Genomic DNA, 21,612 nt, shown 5'->3' on the forward strand with positions numbered 1-21,612 from the left:
GATGGTGCTGCCAATTAGATACAAAATCAGGACAGTCAGATCAATTATTAGCCACTACCTCACCAATGTCCTGCTGCTTAAGCTTATAGGACGTCTTCAGCACCCGCTGAAAGCGTAGCGATTTCGGCGTGGACGTGTTCGCGCCAGGCGTAATCCGGACCAAGAGATGTTGCCGGCGGGCTCACCCCAACCGGCGGAGTAGAGAACATGCAAACTTCCAGACGTGAAATGATGATCGGCAGCCTGAGCATGATGGCGGGCGGCCTCCTGGCGGCTTCGGCCTCGCCTGCCTCTGCCGCACAGGCAGCCCCCGCTGGCGCTGGCGTTTACAAGGCAGGCAGCGCCGAAAGAAAGCTGGACATCATCAATCTCCATGACCTCGAGGAAGAGGCCAGGAAACTCATCCCCGTTCCGCAGTTCAGCTACATCAGCAGCGGTTCCGGCGACGAATGGACCTTGCGCGAAAACGTGCGCTCGTTCGACGATCACGCGATCATGCCGCGCTATCTGGCCGGGGTGAAGCAACCCGACACCCGGACCGAGTTGCTCGGGTCCAAGGTCGAAATCCCGATCTTCGTGCCCCCCATGGCCGCGCACGGCCTGGCCCACGCCTCAGCGGAACTGGGCACCGCGAAAGGCGCGGCCGATGCCGGCGCGCTGTTCACCGCCCAGACGCTGGCCAACGTCCCGTTGTCGGAGATGGCCAAGGTCAGTCGCGGCCCTAAGTGGTTCCAGCTGTATTTCACCAAGGACATGGGTGTGAACCGCGAATTGATCGCGCGGGCCAAGGCCATGGGCGCGACGGCCATTGTTTTCACGGTGGATCTGGAGTGGTCGGGCAACCGCGAATCGGACCGCCGCACGGGCTTCAAATTTCCGGCCTCCCTGCCATTCCCCAACGTCCCCAACGCGCCTGCGGGCGCGACGCTGGCCGAGCTGTTCACGATCTTCAAGCGCGATCTGGATTTCAAGGACCTGGAGTTCATCGCCCGCGAGTCGGGCCTGCCCGTCGTGGTCAAGGGCATTCAATCGCCCGGCAATGCAAAGGACGCCGTCAATGCCGGCGCGGCCGCCGTCCAGGTGTCCAACCATGGGGGGCGCCAACTGGATTCGGTTCCCGGGGCGTTCACGACGCTGCCCGGGGTCGTGGACGCCGTCGGCCACAAGGTGCCTGTCTATCTCGATGGCGGCATACGCCGTGGCGTGCATGTGTTCAAGGCGCTGGCCATGGGCGCCAGCGGGGTCGCCGTCGGCCGCCCGGTGTTGTACGGCCTGGCCTTGGGTGGGGCCGCGGGCGTGACGTCCGTGCTGAACACCTTGAAGTACGAACTGGAGCTCAGCATGAAACTTGCCGGCACGGCGACGATCAAGGACATCGACAGGACGTTCCTGGCGTAGCGGCGACGCGGGCGCTAGCTAGCCCGGGACACCGTCAAGGCCCGGACCAGCATGTCGGCATAAACCTCGCACAGGCGCGTGTCGGCCAGTGTGCCCGTCAGCATGTGGAACCAGCTGGTCCCCATCGCCAAGGACATGGCGGCTTCCACATCCGGACTCCACTGCAGCTCGCCCCTGTCGCAGGCGCGCTGGAAGATCACTCGCAGGTTGTTCTTGCGCCGGTCCACGAACTCGTCGCGCAGCAGGCCCAGCGTCTGCGGATCGGATTGCGCCTCGGCCACGATGCTGCGCAGCGCCTCACCCGCCCGCGTGCCGCCCCACCAGTTCCACAATGCGGCCAGGAAGTCGGCCAGCTCGTCGCGCAAGTTGCCCTTGCGCGATGTGGTCAGGGCGGATTCGCCTGAACGTTCGTACACCTCGATGATGAGCGCCGCCTTGTTCTTCCACCAGCGGTAAATGGAAGGCTTGCTGGAGCCCGCCCGTTTGACGACCGCGTCCAACGTGAAGCCGGCATAGCCGGACTCCTCAAGAATGGCGGCCGCCGCCTCGATGATGGCGCTATGGGTTTCCTCGCTGCGCACGGCGCCGTGCGACACGCGTGATCGCCTCTGGGTCTTGGGTTCCGCCACGTCTACTCCCTGAGTCCAAAATTATTCAGACGCTTCCCGCTGGCGTCGATCGCGTCTGCGGGTTGCACCGTTCCATCGATGTTGCCAATTCTCGTCGAATTCCGGTTGTCCTAACGATACCGAGAGTATATATTTTGCCTAACGATACTATTAGTATTTATAGACAAAGCCATGTCAGCCCCTTCATTACCCGCGCCACCGCCCTTGCCCGGCCGCTTCTACGCCCTGGCGGTCGCCTCGCTAGGCGCGGTGATCGGATCCACCTTTCCCCTGGCCGCCATCCTGGCGCTCGGCGACATAGGCGGCGGCCTGTCCGCCAGCGCCGACGCGAGCGCATGGCTGACCACGATCTACAACGTGGGCCAGATTTTTTGCTTACCCATCGTGATGACCTCGGCCGCCGCTTTCGGCCGCGGCCGCAGCATGCGCTGGGCCGGCCTGGGTTTCGCGCTGGCGTCCGCGGCCGTGGCCTTGTCGCCGAACCTGGCCTGGGCCCTGACCATGCGATTCGCGCAAGGCTTCTTCGGCGGCATGCTGCCCGTGCTGATGTTCTTGCTGGTCATGACCACCCTGCCGCCTGGCCGGAACCAGGTGCGCGGCCTGGCGGCCTTTGCCGCGGCCACATCCATCGGGGTCGGCCTGGCGGGCTGGCTGGCGGCCGAACTCGCGGCGCTGGGTGGCTGGCGCATGCTGTTCTGGGCCCAGGCCGCCTTGGGCGCGGCGTACTACCTGCTGGCCCGGCGCGCGCTGCGCCAGGACCGCGGCGACATCCACTATCTCAAAGTGAAGGACTGGCCCAGCTACGCCCTGCTTTCGGCCAGTCTCAGCGCCCTGGTCATCGCCATCTCGGAAGGCGAACGCCATTTCTGGCTTGAAACCTGGTGGATCAGCGCCTGTCTGCTGATGGGCCTGGTCGGGCTGGGTCTGGGCGCGGCCAGCCTGCTCAAGGCAAACCGCCCGCTGCTGCACCTGGACATCTTCCGCAAGTCCACCTTCAGCTGGGCCATCGTGCTGCAGATCATTTTCCGTTTCGGGACGCTGTTCGCCGTCTGGATCGCGCCGCAGTACCTGATGCGCATCCACGGTTTCCGGCTGGAACAGATTTCCGCGATGCTGCTGCCGCTATCGCTGGGTACGGTCGTTTCGCTGCCCATCGCTTTCTGGCTGGCGCCGCGCGTCGACCAACGGTTGGTGCTCAGCGCCAGCCTGGCCCTGTTCGCGCTGGCCTGCCTGCTCAGCGGCTCCCTCAGCCCAGAATGGACTGCGCAGAACTTTGCGCCGGCGTTGCTGGTCGCCGGACTGGGCCAAGGCCTGTTCTCGGTTGCGACCTTGCGCTTTGCGGTCTACGGCATCGGCAAGACCGACGGCGCTACCTGCGGAATCATCTTCAACTATTCGAGGGTGCTGGGCCTGGTCAGCGGCATCGCGGTGTTCAGCCATGTGGTCAACGAACGCGAGAAGTACCACTCCGCCATGTTGATTGAAAGCGTGGGCGCACTGGCCAACGAGACCGCCACGCGCCTGAGCCAGACCGCCAGCGGCATGGCCAACTGGGTCGCCGACCCGGGCGGCGCGCAGGGCGCGGCGCTGGGCCGCCTGGCGCGCAGCGTCGCGGGGCAGGCCTACACCCTGAGTTACGGCGACGCATTCCTGCTGGCTGCCGTCCTGCTGATGCTGGGCGCGGTGCTGGTGTGGGCCCTGCCCAGGCTGCCCAGCCCACTGGCTGCGCCCGCACCCCCCGTTCCCGTTCCATCCCTTTCCAGCAAGACCGCCTAAGAAGATCAGAGGCCATTCCATGAGCACCGAAACCACTCCCGCGCCTGCGCCCAGCGTCCGCCAGGTCATCCTGCACACCAGCCACCGCATCCTGGCGGCCTCGGCCATCGTCCTGGCCCTGGGCGGCCTGGTCTACGGCGCCTACGCGCTGTGGCACGGCGCCACGCCCTACAAGCGCACCGAGAACGCCTATGTGAAGGGCGATCTGACCTATGTCGCCACCAAGGTCAGCGGCTATGTCCAGAGCGTGGATACCGAGAACAACCGCAAGGTCGAAGCCGGACAGCAACTCGTGCGGATAGATCCCAAGGACTACCAAGCCGCGGTGGCCGACGCGGAGTCCGCGGTGGCCTTGGCCAGCGCCACGCTGGAACAGATCGGCGCGCAGCAGACGCTGCAGGCCACGCAGATACGCATCGCCCAGGCCACCGTCACCTCCGCCCGCGCGCAGGCCGCGCGCAACCTCGCGGATTACCGCCGTGCGCAATCGCTGGTCCAACAAGGCGGCGTCAGCCGCGCGCTCTACGACCAGGCCAGCGCCGAGCAGGTGCGGGCCGCCTCGACCCTGACCCAGAACGAAGCGCAAGCGGAGTACGCGCAACAGCAACTGACCGTGCTGCAGGCGCAGCGCGAAGCGGCGCAAGCCAGCCGCGACAGCGCCCAGGCCAGGCTGGCCAAGGCCCGCAACGATCTGGCGGCGACCACCGTGGTCGCCCCGCGCGAGGGCCGCGTCGCGGGCCGCAATGTCCGTCCGGGCGAATACGTTGCCGTGGGTACCCGCCTGATGGCGGTCGCGCCCACCCGGGACTTGTGGGTCGAGGCCAATCTCAAGGAAACGCAACTCGCCCGCATCCGCCCCGGCGACCGGGTCAGCGTGCGCGTCGACGCCATACCGGACGCCCGCTATTGCGCAACGGTGGAGAGCGTGGCGGGCGCCAGCGGCTCGGAGTTCGCCGTGATCCCGCCCGACAACGCCACCGGCAACTTCACCAAGATCGTGCGCCGCTTCACGGTCCGCATCGTGCTGGACCCGGATCAGCCCGGCCTGGAACGGCTGGGTACCGGCATGTCTGCCGTGCCGACCATCGCCATCGATTCCCGTCCGGGGGCGCGGGCGTCCTGGAATCCACTGCGCCTGTTCTATCCCGGCTTCACCTGCGCCGCCAAGGAGCAAGCATGAACATGCGCCGCCATGCACCCGCCCTGAGCCTGGCGATGGCTTTGCTGCTATCGGCCTGCGTCACCCCGCCCGACCTCGGTCCCAAGCCCGCGCCGGCGTCCGGCCAGAGCCTCGCCAGCGCCCGCAGCCTGGCGGCGGAGCAGTCGGCGTGGCCGGCGCGGCAATGGTGGCAGCAGTATCAGGACGCTCAGCTCGACCGCTTGATCTCGCAAGCGCTGTCCCAAGCGCCGACGATGGCCGTGGCGCAGGCGCGCATCCGGCGCGCTCAGGCCGGCGTGCAAGGCGCGGGCGCCGCGCTGTATCCGCATGCGGCCCTGACAGGCGGCATGACCGAGGCCAAGCCCAGCACCGAAACCGGCGCGCCCGTGTCCGATGCGCTGCGCGGCTGGAACGACAGCGCACGCGCGGCGCTGGATTTCTCCTACGAATTCGATTTCTGGGGAAAGAACCGCGCGCTGCTGGCGTCCGCCGTATCGGAACTGTCCGCGGCGCGGGCGGACGGCGCCGCCGCCGAACTGAGCTTGTCTACCGCGATTGCGACGGTGTACGCCGATCTGCTGCGCCTGTACAACGACCGCGACATGCTGCAAGAGGTGCTGCGCATCCGCCAGGACAGCGAACGCCTGGTGCGGATGCGCTTTGAGGCCGGCTACGACTCCGAGGCCGACTTGCGCCAGGCGCAAGCCGGCCCGCCGGCGGTGCGCGCCGAACTGGCGGCGTCCGAGGAACAGATCGGCCTGGCCCGCTTTCGCCTGAGCGCGCTGCTGGGTGTCGGACCCGATGCCGCGCTGGAAATAGACCGCCCCGCCCGCCCCGTGCTGCGCGCGTCCGGTTTGCCCGCCAACCTGCCCGCAGACCTGCTGGGACGGCGCCCTGATTTGACCGCCGCGCGCTGGCGGGTAGAGGCGCTGTCCAACCAGATCGACGCGCGCCAAGCCGACTTCTATCCCAACATCAACCTGAGCGCGGTCCTGGGCCTGCAATCGCTGGGGATCGGCAATCTGTTGCGTTCCGGCGCGGATTTCGGCTCGGTCGGCGCGGCGTTCAGCCTGCCGATATTCGACGCGGGGCGCCGCAAGGCCGCCTATGGCGTGGCGCGCGCCGACTACGATGCCGCCGTTGCCAACTACGACGCGGCGCTAGCGCAGGCCGTCAACGAAATCGCCGGCATCACCCTTAACCACCGCTCGCTGGACCAACAGCTCGGCTACGCGCGGGAATCCCTGGACATGCTCGAACGCGCCTGGGAACTGGCGCGCGCCCGCTACACCAGCGGCGCGGCGGATTTCCAATCGGTCCTGATCGTCGAAGACCGGCTGGCGACCCAGAAGCGCGTGGTGGCGGCGCTGGACAGCCGGCGCTTCGCGATCGATGTCGCCTTGCACCGCGCACTGGGCGGCGGTTATCACGAGGCCGCCCATGGATAGCAGCATGCGGGTCTAGCCCGCTTGCCGGCCGGCTGAACGGCTCTTTTCTCCCATGGAGGCGGCCAGCATGAGGCCGCCAATCAGGCCCATGTGTTCGGCCACCCACATCAATTGATAGTGCCGCTGCGCGCCTTCAACCTGCCAGAACGGATGGGCCACGGGAATCGCCATCAGCACGAACACAATCAACGCGCCCGCGCCCAGCCAAGGCCTGCGCCGCAGGATGATCAGGGCGGATCCCAGCAATTGCACCGCGATGGTAGCCGCGGCGACCAGCGGCGCGGGGCTCAGCCCGAAGCCTGCAGCCTCCTCGGTCGCCGCCTGGAAATCCAGCAGCTTGCCGATGCCGCTGTACCAGAACGGCAAGGTCAGCAGCGTGCGCCCCAACCCCGCAGTCACTGGCCAAGCCAGCGCCTTCGCCACCCATGCTGGCGTGCTGTTGTACGCATCTGTACTTGAAGTTGTCATTGGATTCCCCTTGTTCTCGTCGTTGCAGCCAACCGCACTCAGGCACCTGCGGATTGGCCTTATCCGCGCCGGAGCGCGCACCGCGCGTAACGATAGTCAAGTCAGCGCGGGCCGACTAGGATCAAAAACCGCCCTCAGCAACCCAAAAATGGAACAGGGCGGCGCAGCGGACTAGCTGATCGAAGCAAGGCGATGCGGCGCCGGACTATGCCGAAAGCGAGACCGATCGGACCCAGCGCCGGAACGTGGTCAAGGCAGCCGAGCGGCGCTTGTAGCCATCGGGCGGCAAGACGAAGTAGTAGGTGTAGTCGCCCTGGTCCACCGTCAGGTCGAACGGAGCCACCAGCCGCCCTTCCCGCAAGTCCCGGTCGATCAGGCCCTTCTGCGCGATGGCGACGCCATATCCCTCCAGCGCCGCCTCGTAGGCCAGCGCCGATGATTCATATTTCATGCCGCGATCGATATCGATACCCCTGACCTTGGCGGCGCGCAGCCACGCCGTCCAATCGTCGGGACGGCCAAAGACATGCAGCAGAGTTTCGCCCACCAGGTCCTTCGGCGTGCGCAGGCGTCTGCCTTTTTCCGGCGAACACACGGGGATCAACTCGTTGCGCAGCAACATGTAGCTCAGCCCCCCCTTCCAATCGCCGCGGCCGAGGACGATCCCCGCATCCAGGTCTTCGCATTCGAAATCCGGCGGCGTCAAGGACGTGTGCAGCTTGACGTCTATGTCCGGATACTGCACTCGGAACTTCGCCAACTCTGGCAGCAGCCAGCGCATCGCAATGCTGTGAGGGGCGCGTATCGTGAAGGTCGCCTGGCGCTGCGGCTTCATGGCGACGGAGGTGGCGCGGCGCAACGCGACCAGCGATTTCGCGACGTCCGCCAGATACTGCTTGCCGGTGGGCGTCAGCACGATGGCGCGATGTTGCCGGTAAAACAGTTTTCGCCCCAGATGCTCTTCCAGCAGCCGTATCTGCCTGCTGACCGCGGAGGGCGTGACGCAAAGCTCGGCCGCCGCCTCGGATATGCTCGCCAGGCGCCCCGCCGCTTCGAAAGTGCGTACCGCATTGAGCGGTGGCAAAGCGTCCATGCGACGTCTCTTTTCGCTTGAGAAAATGTAAATCATGCTAGCGATAAAGTCGTTTGAAAGCAACGCTGGCGCAGGTCACCATGGTCGAAAATCAAGGGGGCGCATCCCCTGGACATGAACCACCAAGGGGCTACAGATGAAACACGGCTTGAGACGCGCCGGAGTCGCACTTCTTCTTGCTTGCATGGCGCCGCTGAACGCAACGGCTGCCACCGCCAATCCCTATCCCGACAGGCCGGTGACGATAGTCGTTCCCACTACCGCGGGCGGCACCGCCGACATCCTGGCGCGCCTGATCGGACCCAAGCTGACACAGCTCTGGGGCCAGGCCGTGGTGGTGGAAAACCGCTCTGGCGCCGGCACTCTGATCGGTTCGGAGTTCGCCGCCCGCGCCCAGCCCGACGGCTACACGCTGATGCTCACGTACTCCGAACTCGTCACCCTGCCCGCGCTGAACAAGAACGCGCGCATCGACGTCGTCCGCGATTACTCCCGCATCGGCAAGATCGGCAGCCTGCCCGTCCTGCTCCTGGCCCATCCGTCCATGCCTGCCGATACCATGGCCGAGGCGGTGCAGAAGCTGAGGGACGCGCCGGGCAAGTACACCTATGCGTCGAACGGAACGGGTTCGGCGTTGCAACTCTACGCCGAGATGTTCAAGCGCCAGGCGCGCGTGGACATCATGCATGTGCCCTACCGCGGCGCGCTGGAGGCCTCGCGCGCCCTGCTGGGCGGCGAAGTCGACATGCTCATGCAGCTGGGCAACGGCAACGTGATCGGGTACGTCACCAGCGGCCGGGCCAAGGCCTACGCGGTCGCATCCGAATCGCGGCTGGCGGCCTTGCCGGACGTACCGACCACGGCCGAAGTCGGCTTGCCGGAGCTGCGGCTCGAAGCCTGGTATGGCTTGTTCGCGCCGGCCCGCTTGCCGCCGGACCTCCTGGCCAAACTGAACCAGGACCTGGGTACGGTGTTGGCGATGCCTGATATCCAGGCCCGCCTGGCCGCGCTGGGCATGCAGGCGCAGACCGGAACGCCCGCGCAGTTCGATCAATTCTTCATGGCGGAATACCAGCGCTGGACGACGCTCATCGACGAGGCCGGCCTCCAGGCCGACTGACCCGGCGCATACCCCTCAACACCAAAGCACAGGAGCAGGCATTGCACTACGATCCGAGTACCCATGATTCTTTGACCTTCCACGACCGCCGAGGCGGATTCAGCGAAGGCAGCGACTCGCCTCGCGCCTATCTGGAACGCTGCCTGGACGTCATTGCGGCGCGTGAGCCCGCTGTCCAGGGCTGGGTGGTCCTGAATGAAGCCGCGGCCAGGGAAGCCGCCGACGCCTCCGTCAAGCGCTATCGCGAGGGCCGGCCCCTGTCGTCGATAGACGGCATGCCCGTCGGCATCAAGGATCTGATCGAAACCCGCGACATGCCCACGCAGATGGGCAGCGCGGCCTACGCAGGCAATTTCCCCAAGCGCGACAGCGCCGTGGTCCGGGCGCTGCGCGACGCCGGCGCGATAGTTCTGGGCAAGACCGTCACGACTGCCCTGGGCTTTCTCGACCCCGGACCGACCACCAACCCTTTCGACGCGCAGCGCACGCCAGGCGGCTCATCCAGCGGTTCCGGCGCGGTCGTCGGCGCCAACATGGTGCCGGTAGCCATCGGCTCCCAATTGGTCGGCTCGGTCATCAGGCCCGCAAGCTTCAGCGCAAATTGGGCGCTCAAGCCGACATACGGCGCGATCAACCGGGGCGAACGCCAGGGGTTCAGCCAGTCCCACATCGGCGTGCATGCCGGCTGCGCGACCGACATGTGGCGCACCTCCATCGAAATCGTGAAACGCGTCGGCGGCGATCCGGGCCACCCCGGGCTGTATGAAACACCCAGGCCACGGCTGCCGCTCAAACCCGAACGCCTTGCGGTCTTTGAAAGCGAGGGGTGGCAACGCCTGGATGCAGCGTCGCGCCACGTCTTCGAAGAGGCGTTGCAGCGCCTGGCGGCGGAGGGCGTGCGTATCATCCGGCGCGGGGATCTGCCGCTGCTGGAGGATTTCGAGCAGGCCATCGCCCAGGCCGGTACGCTGTCCATGCGCATCATCGCCTGGGAACATCACTGGAGCCTGAAGAATCTGGCTGAACAGCATCCCGGGACGCTGGGGCCCAGCCTGGTGCGGCAGCTCGACCTGGGCGCGGGCATGACCCTCGACCTGTACCGCCAGGCGCTGCTGGAACGCGAGCATGCGCGCCAACGCCTTGCTGCGCTGACGACCCAGTGCGATGCGTTGATCGGCCTGTCGTCCTGCGGTCCGGCCCCGCTCATCGCCGCGCTGCAGGATACGCAGCAGCCCACGGGCGACTATTCCTTCAGCTGCGTGTCGTCCCTGTTGGGCGCGCCGGCCGTGAGCGTGCCTGCCTTGAGTTCAGAGGGCATGCCGCTGGGCATCCAGGTGCTCGCACAGGCCCATGCAGACGCGCAGGCGGTCGCCATCGGACGCTGGCTGCACGCCACCCTGACAGCCGCTATCTAAAAGCCATCCAACACCGCGCCAGCGCGCTCTTTCCTGCGGAAAAGAGCGCGCTTTGCCGTGCGCTCGGTCCAAGCGCCCGCTAATGCTTGGCGCGGCCGCTGCTGAAGCCGTCCTCGCGCTGTTTGACCAGCCTGGTCAAGGTTTCATTCACAGGCGCGCAAACGCCTGCCTTCCTGGCCTGCACGGGAATCGCGCCGTTGATGTAGTCGATCTCGCTCGTGCGCTTGCGCTCATGGTCCAGCAGCACCGAAGGCTTGGCCTCGCGTATGCGGTCGCCGAAGGCGCGGACGTGCGCGACCGGATCGGCGACCTGGATCGGAACTCCCAGCGCGCGGGCAACCGTCCATGCCTCGGTCGCCGCCGCCTGGCTGACCGCGCCGATGTGCGGATCGTCCATGACTGCGCCTATGGTCAGGCCGGTGAGCGCGCAAGGCGCGCTGTAGGCGACGTTGCAGATCAGCTTTTCCCACTGCATCGCGGCCAAGTTGTCGACCGCCTGGGCATTGAAGCCGGCATCGCTCCACACCGCGGCGATACCCTCGAGGTCCGCCTGCGGCAGGCTCGCATAGGCACCCATGCGCACCGCGGACATGCCGTTGTGGTGGACATGCCCCGGTCCAGGCAAGGACGCGCCAAACGCGGCGGCGATACCCACCGCCAACCTGTCCGCGCCTATGGCTTCGGCCACGCTGTCCGCGCTGCCCAGGCCATTCTGTATCGTCAACACCCGCGTGCGCGGCCCAAGCATCGATCGCGCCTGAACGGCCGCGCTGCCGGCTTGCGCGGCCTTCACCGCAATGATGATCAGATCGACCGCTTCGGCCGGCGCCTGGCTGAATGCGCGCACCCGCGCCACGCGGTCGCCGCTGGCGCCTTCCACGCGCAAGCCGCGCGAGGCCATGGCCTCCACGTGCTCGGCCCAATGATCGATGGCCAGCACATCATGCCCGCCAGCCGCCAGCAGACCGGCGTACACGGAGCCCATGGCCCCACATCCCATAATCGCAATCTTCATGATGTCAGCTTCCTCAAGCACTGCCTGTAGCCAGGGCCGCAATGTACGGCGCCAATTCCTGTTTCTGTTCCAGTCCGAATCCCGGGGCGTCGGTCGGCCGGACTTGCCCTGCGCCCAGCGCGCATTGCGCGGGATAGCCGCCGAATGGCTGGAACACCCCCGGGTATGCCTCGCATCCGCCCAGCCCCAGGCCGGCGGCGATGTGAAGATTGATCAAGTGCCCGCCGTGCGGATGCAGGCAGCCGCGCGAAAAGCCGGCCCGCTCCACCGCCGCCACCATGCGCAGGTACTCGGTCAGGCCGTAGGCCAGGCCCGCGTCCATCTGCAGGATATCGGTGGCCGGGCGCATGCCGCCAAAGCGCAGCAGATTGTTCACGTCCGGCAGCGAAAAAAGATTCTCGCCAGTGGCGATCGGGCCGGCGTAGGCATGCGCGACCTGGCTGTTGAGTTCATAGTCCAGCGGGTCGCCGATTTCCTCATACCAGCGCAGGCCGTAAGGCTCCATGGCGCGGGCGTAGGCCAAGGCGGTAGGCAGGTCGAAGCGCCCGTTGGCGTCGACCGCAAGATTGGCGCCCTCGCCCGCTACTGCCAGCGCAGCCTCGATGCGGGCCAGGTCCTGCGACAAGGACGCACCGCCGATCTTCATCTTGAACTTGACGAACCCCTGATCGCGATAAGCCTGGAATTCCTCCTTCAGCCGACGTACCGGGTCGCCGCTGTCGTAGTAGTAACCGCCAGCCGCATACACCTGCGCCGAGCCGCTACCGGGCGCGCGCCCCGCGTGCCGCGCAATGCCGCGATAAGCCGGCTCGTCGCGCAGCTTGGCATTCAAATCCCAGAACGCCAGCTCCAGCGCGCCAACCGCGGCGGCCCGGTCGCCATGGCCGCCGGGCTTCTCGTTGCGCATCATGGCGCTGCTTGCGCGCGCCGGGTCGAAGGCAGTGCCATCCTCATTGAGCAGCGCTTCGGGCCGCGCCGCGAGCAGGCGCGGAATGAAGCGTTCGCGCAGCAGCCCGGGCTGCGCATAACGGCCTATGGAATCGAAGGCGTAGCCGATGACCGGACGGCCATGGCGCACCGTATCGCTTACCAACGCCACCAGCGACACTGTATGTTCGGCGAAGTTGACCAGCGAATTCGATATGTTGCCTTGCAGCGGGACGGCGATTTCTCGTATGGCGGTAATGCGCATGAATGAGTTTGTCAATGTGAGGTTATTGGACAGTGATGCCGGCGGCCTGGATGATCTGCGACCAGCGGACGGTGTCTTGCTTGATGAGTTCGGCGAAGGCCGCCCGGCTGTCGACCACTGGCCACGCGCCCAGTTCGACCATGCGCGCCTTCATCTCCTCGGTCTGCAAGGCGGTCGCCAGGGCGCCGTGGATTTTCTCGAGCACCGGCGCGGGCGTGCCGGCTGGCGCCAGCAAGCCGTACCAGCTGGGGGAATCGAAATCCTTCACTCCGCCTTCCGCGATCGTGGGCACCGTCGGCGCGCCTGGAAAGCGCTGGCCGGAAGTGACCGCAATGGCCTTGAGCTTGCCATTCTTGAGAAACGGATCGGCCACCGCCAGCCCCGTGATCAGCAACGGAATCTGGCCCGACACCACGTCGGCGATCGCCTGGGCGCCGCTCTTGTAGGGGATATGCGTCATCTTCATGTCGGTCGCGCGGTTCAGGCGTTCGCCGACCAGATGGCCCATGCTGCCGGCGCCGGCGCTGCCGAAGTCCAGCCGCGAATCGCCGTTGCGTCCCAGCTTGACCAGTTCCGGCAGCGTGTCGGCCTTGACGCCCGGATTGGCCACCAGCACCAGAGGCACCACGGCGATGCGCGAGATCGGCGCGAAGTCGCGTTCGGGCTGGAACGGCAGTTGGCGATACAGCGAGGGATTGATGACCAGCGTGGCATCGGCGGCGAACAACAGCGTGTAGCCATCGGCCGCCGCCTTCGCCACCGCGTCGCTGCCGATGTTGCCATTGGCGCCGGGGCGGTTCTCCACGATCACGGTCTGGCCCAATGCGTCGCCCAGCTTCTGCCCCAGCACACGGCCCAGGATGTCGGTGGTGCCGCCCGCGCCGAACGGCACGATCAGCCTGATGGTCTTCTCCGGATAGGCCGCCATGGCGGCGGCGGGCGCCAGCGCCGCGCACATGCCCAGCGCCGCCAGCGTGGCGGCCACCCTACTGCGAACCTGCTTTACGCACTTCATGGATGTCTCCTCGTTATTTTTTTGGGAAGCGACTTCTGATAATGCACACGTTTGCACTGATCGCAATATAATGAGCCGAGATTTTCGAGTCAATAAGCCTGATGATGCTCGTTTACCCGAGTTTTACCCCTACCCAATAGAATTCATACGTGTGCACTGGAGAGTCGCCATGCAGAATCCCGCCACCGCTCCGTCCGACCTTCCAGGCGGCTTGCCGCAAACCCTGTTCGACAAACTGTGGGATAGCCATCACGTGGCTGACCTGGCCGACGGGCGCAGCCTGATCCACATCGACCGCCACCTGCTGCACGACCTCTCCAGTCCGCAGGCCTTCGCATCGCTGCGGGCCCAGGGTCGCCGCGTGCATAGCCCTCAACGGAATGTGGCAATCGCCGACCACATCGTGTCCACCGCGCCCGGACGGCGCGGCGAACACGTGCCCGGCAGCGAGGCCATGATCGCCGCGCTGGCAAGCAACGCCGCCCGCAGCGGCATACGCCACTACGGCATCGACGATCCCGACCAGGGCATCGTGCATGTCATCGCGCCCGAACTGGGCCTGGTGCTGCCGGGCATGACGGTGGCCTGCGGCGACAGCCATACCTCCACCCTGGGTGCGCTGGGCGCCTGGGCTTGGGGCATAGGCACGTCGGAGGCCGAGCATGTGCTGGCCACCCAAACGCTCGCGATGCGCCGCCCGCGGGCGATCCGCCTGACGCTGGCCGGCGCCCTGCCCGCAGGCCTGAGCGCCAAGGACCTGACCCTGCACGTACTGCGCCGCATAGGCGTGCGCGGCGCGGCGGCCGGCTTTCTGGAGTTGGCCGGCGCGCCCGTGGCCGCGCTGTCGATGGAAGAGCGCCTGACGCTTTGCAATATGGCGATCGAAGCCGGCGCGCGCGCCGCCGTGATCGCGCCCGACGCCGTTACCCTGGACTACCTGCGCCGCCATGCGCCCGCCACCAGCGGCGACGAGGCCGCACAGCAGGCAATGCGCGCCTTGCGCAGCGATGCGGGAGCGCGCTACGAAGCCGAACTGGATCTGACGCTGGCGCTGGACGGTCCGCAATTGACCTGGGGCACCAGCCCCTCGCAAGTCGCCGGCGTGCATGAAGCCCTGCCCGACCCCGAAGACGCGGCCGATGCGGGCGAACGCGCCGCGCTGCGCCAGGCCTACCGCTACATGGGCCTGACGCCGGGCGCGGCCCTTGCCGGCGTGCCGGTGCAATGGGTGTTCATAGGATCCTGCACCAACGGGCGTCTGTCCGATCTGCTGGCCGCGGCGCGCGTCGCGCAGGGTCGCCAGGTCGCCGCCGGCGTGCGCGCGCTGGTGGTCCCCGGATCGCAGCGGGTCAAGCGCGCCGCCGAGGAGCTGGGCCTGGACCGCCTGTTCCGCGCGGCCGGATTCGAATGGCGCGAACCTGGATGCTCCATGTGCGTGGGCATGAACGCGGACAAAGTGCCGCCCGGAGAACGCTGTGTTTCGACCTCGAATCGCAACTTCGAAGGCCGCCAGGGACCAGGAGCCCGAACCCATCTCGCCAGCCCCGCCAGCGCGGCCGCGGCGGCCATTGCCGGCGCCATCATCGACCATAGGGATCTGGTCTAATATGAAGCCCTTCCTCCAAGCCCACGGCATCATCCTGCCCATGAATCAAGACCATGTGGACACCGACGCGATCGTGCCCCAGCGTTGGCTGGTGACTATCGAACGCAGCGGCCTGGCCGATGGTTTCATGGGGGGATTGCGCTACGACGAGCACGGCCAGCCGCGCCCCGACTGCGTCCTGAACCAGGCCGGCTATCAAGGCGCCGCCATCGTGCTCGCGCGCGAAAACTACGGCTGCGGCTCGTCGCGCGAACATGCGGTGTGGGCGCATCAGGAATATGGTATCCGCGCCATCGTGGCCGCCAGCTACGGGCCGATCTTTCACGAGAACTGCCTCAAGAACGGCCTGCTGCCCGTGACCCTGCCCATCGACGCCATCGACACCTTGATGGAACAGGCATTGGGCCGCCCCGGCAGCAGCTGCACCGTCGACCTGGCCAGCCAGCGCGTCACCGGACCGGACGGCACCGACTACGCCTTCGATATCGATGCGGGGCGCCGTCAATTGCTGCTCGACGGCACGGACGACATCGACCTCGCGCTGCAGCGAACCGCCGAGATCGACGCCTTCCAGCAACGCCAGCAACGGACCCAGCCATGGCTGACATAGCCGCCCGCACCAACGTCACCATCAAGGACATCGCAACCGCGCTGGACCTGTCGCATGCAACCGTGTCGCGCGCGCTGGCAGACCACCCCAAGATCAGCGCCGCCACCAAGGCCAGCGTGCGCGAAGCCGCCAGCAAGATGGGTTACGTGCCCAACGGCAGCGCGCAGAACATGCGCTCGGCGCGCAACCCCGTGATAGGCCTGATCGTGCCTGACATCCAGAACGATTTCTACGCCTCGGTCGCCAAGATCGTCGCCGACGCCGCCGTTGCCCGCGGTTTCCAGCTGGCCCTGAGCATCACCGAGGACAACCCGGAGCGCGAACTGAACGACCTGCGCGCCTTCGTGGTGTCGCGCGCGGCCGGCGTCATCATCACGCCCACCGTCACGCCCAAACCCGAGACCGTGGCGCTGCTCAAGGGCGTGCACGCGATCCAGCTGATCCGCCAGCATGCCTCGATGGAGGCGGAAGCGGTGGTGATCGACGAACAGGCCGCGACCCGCGCCGCCGCCGAGCACCTGATCCACTACGGCCACCGGCGCATCGCCTATGTCGGCACCACCACCGACCTGAGTTGCGGCGAGGACAGGCTGGCCGGCTTCTACGGCGCAATGCGGCACGCCGGACTGGACGCCAGCATGACCGCCGTGGGACCGCCCCGGGTCGAGTTCGCCCATCGCGCGGTGCACGGCATGATGAGCGGCGCCAAGCCGCCGACCGCGCTGATCGTAGGCAGCTCGCGCCTTACCGTCGGCGCGCTCAAGGCCCTGCGCGGCCTGGGCCTGGCCTGCCCGGCCGACGTGTCGGTGGTGGGCTACGGCGACCCCGACTGGTTCGAGCTGGTCGGCGACGGCCTGACCACGGTGGCGCCCCCCGTCCATCCCATGGGCGCCTACGCCATCAACCTGCTGCTGGCCCGGATACACGGCGAAACCGAACCCATTCCGGCCGACCCCGGCCATCCCCTGCCCTCGCGTTTTCCGGCCACGCTCACCATTCGCAGTTCGACGCGGCCATACGCCGGCTGAGGCCGCGCCCGCCGCGCCTACTGCGGCTTGATGCCGGCGGCTGTGATGATGTCGCGCCACAGTTGCGCATCCTGCGCCAGGAAGGCGCTGAACTCGTCCAGGCCCATGGCCATGGGCACATTGCCCAGGTCCGTGAACTGGCGCTGCATCTGCGCGTCGCCGGCCAGATCGGACAGCGCCGTGTTGAGCTTTTGCAGGATGGCTTTCGGCACGCCAGCCGGAGCCACCACGCCATACCAGATCTGGATATCGAAGCCTGGCACGTCGGCGGCCACCGCCCCCAGGGCCGGCATGGCGGAAAAGGCCTTGCGGGTAGACACCGCCAGGGGCCTCAGCTTGCCGGCATCGAGCAACGCACGGCTGGCCCCCAGCCCGGCGAAGGCAAAATCCACTTCACCGGTGGACAAGGCCACCAGAGCGGGCGCCGCGCCCTTGTAGGCCACCGCGGTCAGATCGGCGCCCGACAAATGCTTGAGCCATTCGCTGGACATGGCCTGCAAACTGTTGGGGCCGAGCGAAGCGTAATTCATGCGGCCGGGACTGCGCTTGCTGGCCGCGATCAGCGCGGCCAGATCGGCATGCGGCGAACCCGCAGGCACCAGCGCCAGCATCGGCACGCCCACCAGCGGCGCAACGGCTGAAAACTGGGCGGGCCGGTACGGCAGCCCGCCATCCAGCACCCAGTTGATCGAGTAGGTGCTGGTCACCAGGCCTATCGTGTAGCCGTCCGGCGCGGCACGCGCCACGCTGCCGGTGCCGATGATCTCGCTGGCGCCGGGCTTGTTCTCCACCACCACCGGCTGGCCCAGCCCGGACTGCAGGCGCTGCGCCACCGCCCGCGCCACCACATCGGTGCCGCCTCCAGGTGGATACGGCACCACCAGATGTATGGGTTTGTTCGGGTAATCCTGCGCCTGCGCCATGGCGGCGGCGCAGAACAGCGCGGCGCACGCCGTCCAACGCGTCGGTTGTCTGATCATCATGCGTCTCCTTCGTCAGTGGCTAGGCGCCGATCACGCCGCGCTCGCGCAAGCCCTGGATCTCCTCCTGTCGGAACCCCGCCTCGGCCAGCACCTCCAGCGTATGCTCACCGAATTCCGGCGGCGGCAGAAAGCCGCTGCGGTTGTCTCCGTCGAACCGGATGGCGCGGTTGGCCGCCATCACCCGCCCCTGGCGCGGATGCGACAGTTCGTGGAACACCTGCAGATGGCGCACCTGCGCGTCATCGGCCAGTTCATCGAGCAGGCGCTCCGGCGCGGCCGGCACATCGTGCGCTTCCAGGACCGTCATCCAGTCTGCACGCGCGCGCTGCGCGAATACGGCGGCCAGTTCGGTCGCGATGGCGTCGTACTGCGCGACCCGGCTGGCCCGGTCCGGAAACTTCGCCAACAGGTCCGGACGCTCGATGGCGGCGATCAATGCGCACCAGAACTTCTCCGGGCTGGACAGGTGCAGGCCGATGCGCAGGCCATCGGCGCAGGTGAGGATGTACGACTGGGACATGGACGCTCGGCCGTAATAGCCCGGCCGCTCGCCCTTGGCCGACAATTGGCCCAGCGGTTCCGTCGAAAACGCAATCAGCGCTTCCAGCATGGACACTTCCACCTTGCGGCCCAGGCCGCTGCGAGCCCGTTCCAGCAATGCGGCCAGCACGCCCAAGGCCGCGTACAAGCCCGTCAGCGAGTCGGACACGGGCGGTCCCGGCACGCGCGGATCGGCGCCTTGATGGAACATCGACAGCCAGCCTGACAGCGCCTGTCCAACATTGTCGAACGCCGGGCGGTGAGCATACGGACCGCTGGCGCCGAAGCCTGTGACCGAGCAATAGACCAGCCCGGGATTGAGCTGGCGCAGGCTTTCGTAATCCAGCCCCAGCTTGCTTTCGACCCCTGGCCGCATGTTGAGCAGGACGACGTCCGCGCCGGCGATGAGCCTGTGCAGCGCCGCCAGTCCCTCGGCGCTGCCAAATTCCAGGGCCAGGCTACGCTTGTTGCGGTTGTGCGACTGGAAATGCGGGCCGTACAGCCCGCCCTCGAAGGCGCGGAACGGATCCATGGCGTCCGCGGCTTCCACCTTCACCACGTCGGCGCCCAATTCACCCAGCAATTGGCCCGCCAGAGGCGCGGTGATGAAGCGCCCCAGATCCAGGACGCGGACATGTTCGAGCAGTTTCATGCGCCCGCCTCCCGGGCAGCCGCGTGCAGATGCGCCGACACTTCCGCATCCGTGCGCACCCACAGGCGTTCGGCGATGGGATTGCGCAATTCCTCCGCGATATGGCCGACCAGCCCGACCGCGCGACCGATCACGGCGATGCCGCGGCACAGCTGCCAAGGTATGCCCAGCTCGCTCGCCAGGGCCGCCAGCGCCCCGGTGGCATTCACCGGCAGCACGCCCGGCTTGTTCAATGCCCGCTCCGCCTCTGCCGACAAGGCCTGTATCAGCGCCACATAGCGGCCCTTGAATCCGGTGCGTTCGGCGACGGCGAACAGGGCTGTTGCGCGCGGGTCCACCGGCTTGTGCACCGGATGCCCCAGGCCCGGCACCAATTGCCTGCCGGCGCGATGGTCGGCGACGATGGCGCGCGCGGCCCCGTCGATATCCAGCGGCTCCGCGCTGCCCAGCGGCAATGCCTGCTGCAACAGCCGGGCCGCGCCCTCCGCCGTGCCGACAAACTTGGTCCCCATGCCGCAAAGACCGGCCGCGATGGCGGCCTGCATCGATTCGGGAGCGCCGAGATAGGTCAGACGCGCCACCATCGCGGTGGGCGTCATGCCGTGCTCGACCAGCACCGCCAGCAGCGCGTTGAACAACGTCGACTCCTGCGGGTTGGGGGTCCGGCCGGTAATTTCCAGGAAGGCGAAATCGCCGAGATTCAAGCGGCCGATGATGTCGCGATTGAGATCGTGGCCGCGCACCACGATCTTCGTGGCATTGCTCCAGCCCATGTCGGAAGTCAGGGTAGTCATGGTGATGCTCCGTGTAGTCTGTGCCCGGCCTAATCCAGCTTCACGCCGGCGGTCTGCACGCGTTGCGCCGCGACGGCGCGATCCTTGGTCAGGAAGCCTGCGAAAGCTTCCGGCGTTTCGCTGACGGGTTCGAAGCCGATCGCCGTCAGGTTCTTGTCGATGAAATCGGCCTCCCCCACGATCGCGGCCACGTCGACGGCGATCTTGCTGCGTATGGCCTGCGGCGTGCCCGCCGGCGCGGCCAGCGCGAAGTACACCGACGCATCGAATTCGGGATAGCCGGCCTGCGCGAAGGTCGGCACGTCGGGCGCGATCGCCACGCGATGCGGTCCAGCCAGTGCGATGGCCTTCAGCTTGCCGGTGGCGACATACGGCATGGGACCGCCGCTGATGGCGAAGAGCATGTCCACGCGCCCCGCCATCACGTCCTGCAGCGCCAGCGGCAATCCTTTGTAAGGCACTTCGGTGGTCTGCACGCCGTACAGCTTGTCGAACCAGGCCGCCGCCAGATGCAGCACCCCGCCTATGCCGGTGATGGCAAAGGTATGCTTGCCTGGATTGGACTTCAGGAAGGCGATGGTACCGGCCACGTCGCTGGCCGGAAAATCCGGACGCGCCACCAGCATCAGCTGCGCGGTGACGACGCGGCAGACCGGCGCCAGGTCGGATTCCGCCTTGTAGGGCAGCTTCGCGTATAGCTGAGGGTTCAGCGAAAAGGCGGCTTCCGATCCCAGCAGCAAGGTGTAGCCGTCGGGCGCGGCCTTGGCCACCAGGTCGGCGCCGATGATTTCATTGGCGCCCGGCCGGTTCTCCACGATCACCGGCTGGCCCCACTTCTCGCTCAGCTTCTGGCCGAGCGCGCGCATCAGCGCATCGGCCGGCCCGCCGGCGGAATACGGCACCACGACTTTCACGGGCTTTTCCGGATACCCGGCCGCCTGCGCCCAGACCGGCGCCGTGGAACCGGCCAAGGCCAGCGCCGCCAATATTGCAGCGAACTTGCTCATCACCATCTCCTTGTGCTTGTATGCCTATGCCTGCAGATAGATCGCCGCATCGACCGCGGCGGCGCCATGTTTTCCAACCGTGACCGGGTTCAGCTCGATCTGCGCCACCGCCGGCGCGGCTTGCAGCGCTGCGTCCGCCAACGCGCACAACAGTTGGACCGCCTGCTCGAAGCCGCTGGCGCCGCGGTAGCCCTCCCGCAAGGCGCGCCCCACCAACGTGGATTCGAGCGCGCGGGTCAGTTCGTCGGCGCTGGCCGGCAAGGCCACGAAGCGCACATCCTTCAACAGTTCGACCCACAGCCCTCCCGATCCCACCATCAGCACCAGTCCCAGCTGCGGATGCGCGAAGGTGCCAGCGACCAGCTCGTTGCCTGGCAGATAGCGCAAGGCCAACACCCGTTCGCTGCGCCACTGCGCCACGCGCGCCAGCGCCTGCGCCAATTCATCGTCATTGCGGATATTCAGGATGACGCCGTCCTGGTCGGAAATGTGGGTCTCGGTGGTGTCGGCCTTGATCACCAGCGGATAACCCAGTTCCCGCGCCGCAATGGCCAGGTCGTCCCGCGCGCAGGCGCGCATGGCGGGCACCGCCACGCCTCGCTCGCCCAGCCACTGCAACGCCGCGCCTTCGCTCATCGCTTGCGCGGAGGCGCCGGGCTTGCCT

General features: G+C 67.0%; 20 protein-coding genes. 9 read left to right on the forward strand and 11 right to left on the reverse strand.

The window, feature by feature from the left end:
* The first annotated feature begins 207 nt into the window (after positions 1-207).
* Positions 208-1,398 (forward strand): lactate oxidase, encoded by a 1,191-nt coding sequence (locus WBB14_RS05160; protein ID WP_424238861.1) that lies wholly within the window; start codon positions 208-210, stop codon positions 1,396-1,398.
* A gap of 14 nt (positions 1,399-1,412) precedes the next feature.
* Here WBB14_RS05160 and WBB14_RS05165 read toward each other — a convergent pair whose 3' ends face one another.
* Positions 1,413-1,994 (reverse strand): TetR/AcrR family transcriptional regulator, encoded by a 582-nt coding sequence (locus WBB14_RS05165; protein WP_424238862.1) that lies wholly within the window; start codon positions 1,992-1,994, stop codon positions 1,413-1,415.
* A 204-nt stretch (positions 1,995-2,198) separates the two neighbouring features.
* Here WBB14_RS05165 and WBB14_RS05170 point away from each other — a divergent pair, with 204 nt between their 5' ends.
* The 3 genes from WBB14_RS05170 to WBB14_RS05180 are packed head-to-tail and all read left to right on the forward strand — an operon-like array spanning position 2,199 to position 6,410.
* Positions 2,199-3,803 carry an MFS transporter gene (locus tag WBB14_RS05170; protein WP_424238863.1) on the forward strand — a complete coding sequence of 535 codons (1,605 nt, stop codon included), beginning with the start codon at positions 2,199-2,201 and terminating at the stop codon, positions 3,801-3,803.
* 19 nt (positions 3,804-3,822) lie between these two features.
* Entirely contained in the window at positions 3,823-4,983 is a 1,161-nt protein-coding gene (locus WBB14_RS05175; RefSeq protein ID WP_424238864.1) for an HlyD family secretion protein, read from the forward strand.
* On the forward strand, positions 4,980-6,410 hold the full coding sequence (locus WBB14_RS05180) for an efflux transporter outer membrane subunit (RefSeq protein WP_424238865.1): 1,431 nt from the start codon (positions 4,980-4,982) through the stop codon (positions 6,408-6,410). The genes WBB14_RS05175 and WBB14_RS05180 overlap by 4 nt, the downstream gene beginning before the upstream one ends.
* A 12-nt stretch (positions 6,411-6,422) precedes the next feature.
* Here the strand turns inward: WBB14_RS05180 and WBB14_RS05185 are convergent, their stop codons facing one another.
* Together WBB14_RS05185 and WBB14_RS05190 are read right to left on the reverse strand one after the other, a co-directional pair.
* Positions 6,423-6,878: a DoxX family protein gene (locus WBB14_RS05185; RefSeq protein ID WP_424238866.1), complete on the reverse strand. Its 456-nt coding sequence runs from the start codon at positions 6,876-6,878 to the stop codon at positions 6,423-6,425.
* 205 nt (positions 6,879-7,083) lie between these two features.
* Positions 7,084-7,971: a LysR substrate-binding domain-containing protein gene (locus WBB14_RS05190; protein WP_424238867.1), complete on the reverse strand. Its 888-nt coding sequence runs from the start codon at positions 7,969-7,971 to the stop codon at positions 7,084-7,086.
* Positions 7,972-8,155: 184 nt separating this feature from the next.
* Between WBB14_RS05190 and WBB14_RS05195 the strand changes: the two genes are divergently transcribed.
* Both WBB14_RS05195 and WBB14_RS05200 read left to right on the forward strand, forming a co-directional pair.
* Positions 8,156-9,091 (forward strand): tripartite tricarboxylate transporter substrate binding protein, encoded by a 936-nt coding sequence (locus WBB14_RS05195; protein ID WP_424238868.1) that lies wholly within the window; start codon positions 8,156-8,158, stop codon positions 9,089-9,091.
* Between the two features lie 41 nt (positions 9,092-9,132).
* A complete protein-coding gene (locus WBB14_RS05200; RefSeq protein WP_424238869.1) occupies positions 9,133-10,506 on the forward strand; it encodes an amidase in 1,374 nt (457 codons plus the stop codon).
* A 79-nt stretch (positions 10,507-10,585) separates the two neighbouring features.
* Here WBB14_RS05200 and WBB14_RS05205 read toward each other — a convergent pair whose 3' ends face one another.
* The 3 genes from WBB14_RS05205 to WBB14_RS05215 are packed head-to-tail and all read right to left on the reverse strand — an operon-like array spanning position 10,586 to position 13,728.
* On the reverse strand, positions 10,586-11,521 hold the full coding sequence (locus tag WBB14_RS05205) for a ketopantoate reductase family protein (RefSeq protein WP_424238870.1): 936 nt from the start codon (positions 11,519-11,521) through the stop codon (positions 10,586-10,588).
* Between the two features lie 13 nt (positions 11,522-11,534).
* Entirely contained in the window at positions 11,535-12,713 is a 1,179-nt protein-coding gene (locus WBB14_RS05210) for a mandelate racemase/muconate lactonizing enzyme family protein (protein WP_424238871.1), read from the reverse strand.
* 22 nt (positions 12,714-12,735) lie between these two features.
* Positions 12,736-13,728 carry a Bug family tripartite tricarboxylate transporter substrate binding protein gene (locus WBB14_RS05215; protein ID WP_424238872.1) on the reverse strand — a complete coding sequence of 331 codons (993 nt, stop codon included), beginning with the start codon at positions 13,726-13,728 and terminating at the stop codon, positions 12,736-12,738.
* A 169-nt stretch (positions 13,729-13,897) separates the two neighbouring features.
* Between WBB14_RS05215 and WBB14_RS05220 the strand changes: the two genes are divergently transcribed.
* The 3 genes from WBB14_RS05220 to WBB14_RS05230 are packed head-to-tail and all read left to right on the forward strand — an operon-like array spanning position 13,898 to position 16,972.
* Complete coding sequence (locus WBB14_RS05220; protein WP_424238873.1) at positions 13,898-15,334, forward strand: 3-isopropylmalate dehydratase large subunit; 1,437 nt, start codon at positions 13,898-13,900, stop codon at positions 15,332-15,334.
* A gap of 1 nt (position 15,335) precedes the next feature.
* Positions 15,336-15,944 carry a 3-isopropylmalate dehydratase small subunit gene (gene leuD, locus WBB14_RS05225; protein WP_424238874.1) on the forward strand — a complete coding sequence of 203 codons (609 nt, stop codon included), beginning with the start codon at positions 15,336-15,338 and terminating at the stop codon, positions 15,942-15,944.
* Positions 15,932-16,972, forward strand: a complete 1,041-nt coding sequence (locus WBB14_RS05230) for a LacI family DNA-binding transcriptional regulator (RefSeq protein WP_424238875.1) — start codon at positions 15,932-15,934, stop codon at positions 16,970-16,972. Before leuD ends, WBB14_RS05230 begins: the two co-directional genes overlap by 13 nt.
* Positions 16,973-16,989: 17 nt before the next feature.
* Here WBB14_RS05230 and WBB14_RS05235 read toward each other — a convergent pair whose 3' ends face one another.
* The 5 genes from WBB14_RS05235 to WBB14_RS05255 form a co-directional block, all read right to left on the reverse strand.
* Entirely contained in the window at positions 16,990-17,955 is a 966-nt protein-coding gene (locus WBB14_RS05235) for a Bug family tripartite tricarboxylate transporter substrate binding protein (protein WP_424238876.1), read from the reverse strand.
* Positions 17,956-17,974: 19 nt separating this feature from the next.
* On the reverse strand, positions 17,975-19,147 hold the full coding sequence (locus tag WBB14_RS05240) for a CaiB/BaiF CoA transferase family protein (RefSeq protein ID WP_424238877.1): 1,173 nt from the start codon (positions 19,145-19,147) through the stop codon (positions 17,975-17,977).
* The gene (locus tag WBB14_RS05245) at positions 19,144-19,941 is read right to left on the reverse strand and encodes a citryl-CoA lyase (RefSeq protein ID WP_424238878.1); all 798 of its coding nucleotides are present in this window, start codon (positions 19,939-19,941) and stop codon (positions 19,144-19,146) included. The genes WBB14_RS05240 and WBB14_RS05245 overlap by 4 nt, the downstream gene beginning before the upstream one ends.
* Before the next feature lie 29 nt (positions 19,942-19,970).
* Positions 19,971-20,948: a Bug family tripartite tricarboxylate transporter substrate binding protein gene (locus tag WBB14_RS05250; RefSeq protein WP_424238879.1), complete on the reverse strand. Its 978-nt coding sequence runs from the start codon at positions 20,946-20,948 to the stop codon at positions 19,971-19,973.
* A gap of 24 nt (positions 20,949-20,972) precedes the next feature.
* Positions 20,973-21,612 (reverse strand): acetate--CoA ligase family protein (locus WBB14_RS05255; protein ID WP_424238880.1); only part of this gene is annotated, 640 nt, incomplete at its 5' end.

The sequence above is a fragment of the Achromobacter sp. genome (assembly GCF_049647645.1).
GTDB lineage: Bacteria > Pseudomonadota > Gammaproteobacteria > Burkholderiales > Burkholderiaceae_B > Achromobacter.

Excerpts from the sequence above, each read along its gene's own strand:
- WBB14_RS05160 (WP_424238861.1), top strand. The coding sequence starts at position 208 with ATGCAAACTTCCAGACGTGAAATGATGATCGGCAGCCTGAGCATGATG.
- WBB14_RS05170 (WP_424238863.1), top strand. The coding sequence starts at position 2,199 with ATGTCAGCCCCTTCATTACCCGCGCCACCGCCCTTGCCCGGCCGCTTC.
- WBB14_RS05175 (WP_424238864.1), top strand. The coding sequence starts at position 3,823 with ATGAGCACCGAAACCACTCCCGCGCCTGCGCCCAGCGTCCGCCAGGTC.
- WBB14_RS05180 (WP_424238865.1), top strand. The coding sequence starts at position 4,980 with ATGAACATGCGCCGCCATGCACCCGCCCTGAGCCTGGCGATGGCTTTG.
- WBB14_RS05185 (WP_424238866.1), bottom strand. The coding sequence starts at position 6,878 with ATGACAACTTCAAGTACAGATGCGTACAACAGCACGCCAGCATGGGTG.
- WBB14_RS05190 (WP_424238867.1), bottom strand. The coding sequence starts at position 7,971 with ATGGACGCTTTGCCACCGCTCAATGCGGTACGCACTTTCGAAGCGGCG.
- WBB14_RS05195 (WP_424238868.1), top strand. The coding sequence starts at position 8,156 with ATGGCGCCGCTGAACGCAACGGCTGCCACCGCCAATCCCTATCCCGAC.
- WBB14_RS05205 (WP_424238870.1), bottom strand. The coding sequence starts at position 11,521 with ATGAAGATTGCGATTATGGGATGTGGGGCCATGGGCTCCGTGTACGCC.
- WBB14_RS05210 (WP_424238871.1), bottom strand. The coding sequence starts at position 12,713 with ATGCGCATTACCGCCATACGAGAAATCGCCGTCCCGCTGCAAGGCAAC.
- WBB14_RS05215 (WP_424238872.1), bottom strand. The coding sequence starts at position 13,728 with ATGAAGTGCGTAAAGCAGGTTCGCAGTAGGGTGGCCGCCACGCTGGCG.
- WBB14_RS05220 (WP_424238873.1), top strand. The coding sequence starts at position 13,898 with ATGCAGAATCCCGCCACCGCTCCGTCCGACCTTCCAGGCGGCTTGCCG.
- leuD (WP_424238874.1), top strand. The coding sequence starts at position 15,336 with ATGAAGCCCTTCCTCCAAGCCCACGGCATCATCCTGCCCATGAATCAA.
- WBB14_RS05230 (WP_424238875.1), top strand. The coding sequence starts at position 15,932 with ATGGCTGACATAGCCGCCCGCACCAACGTCACCATCAAGGACATCGCA.
- WBB14_RS05235 (WP_424238876.1), bottom strand. The coding sequence starts at position 17,955 with ATGATGATCAGACAACCGACGCGTTGGACGGCGTGCGCCGCGCTGTTC.
- WBB14_RS05240 (WP_424238877.1), bottom strand. The coding sequence starts at position 19,147 with ATGAAACTGCTCGAACATGTCCGCGTCCTGGATCTGGGGCGCTTCATC.
- WBB14_RS05245 (WP_424238878.1), bottom strand. The coding sequence starts at position 19,941 with ATGACTACCCTGACTTCCGACATGGGCTGGAGCAATGCCACGAAGATC.
- WBB14_RS05250 (WP_424238879.1), bottom strand. The coding sequence starts at position 20,948 with ATGAGCAAGTTCGCTGCAATATTGGCGGCGCTGGCCTTGGCCGGTTCC.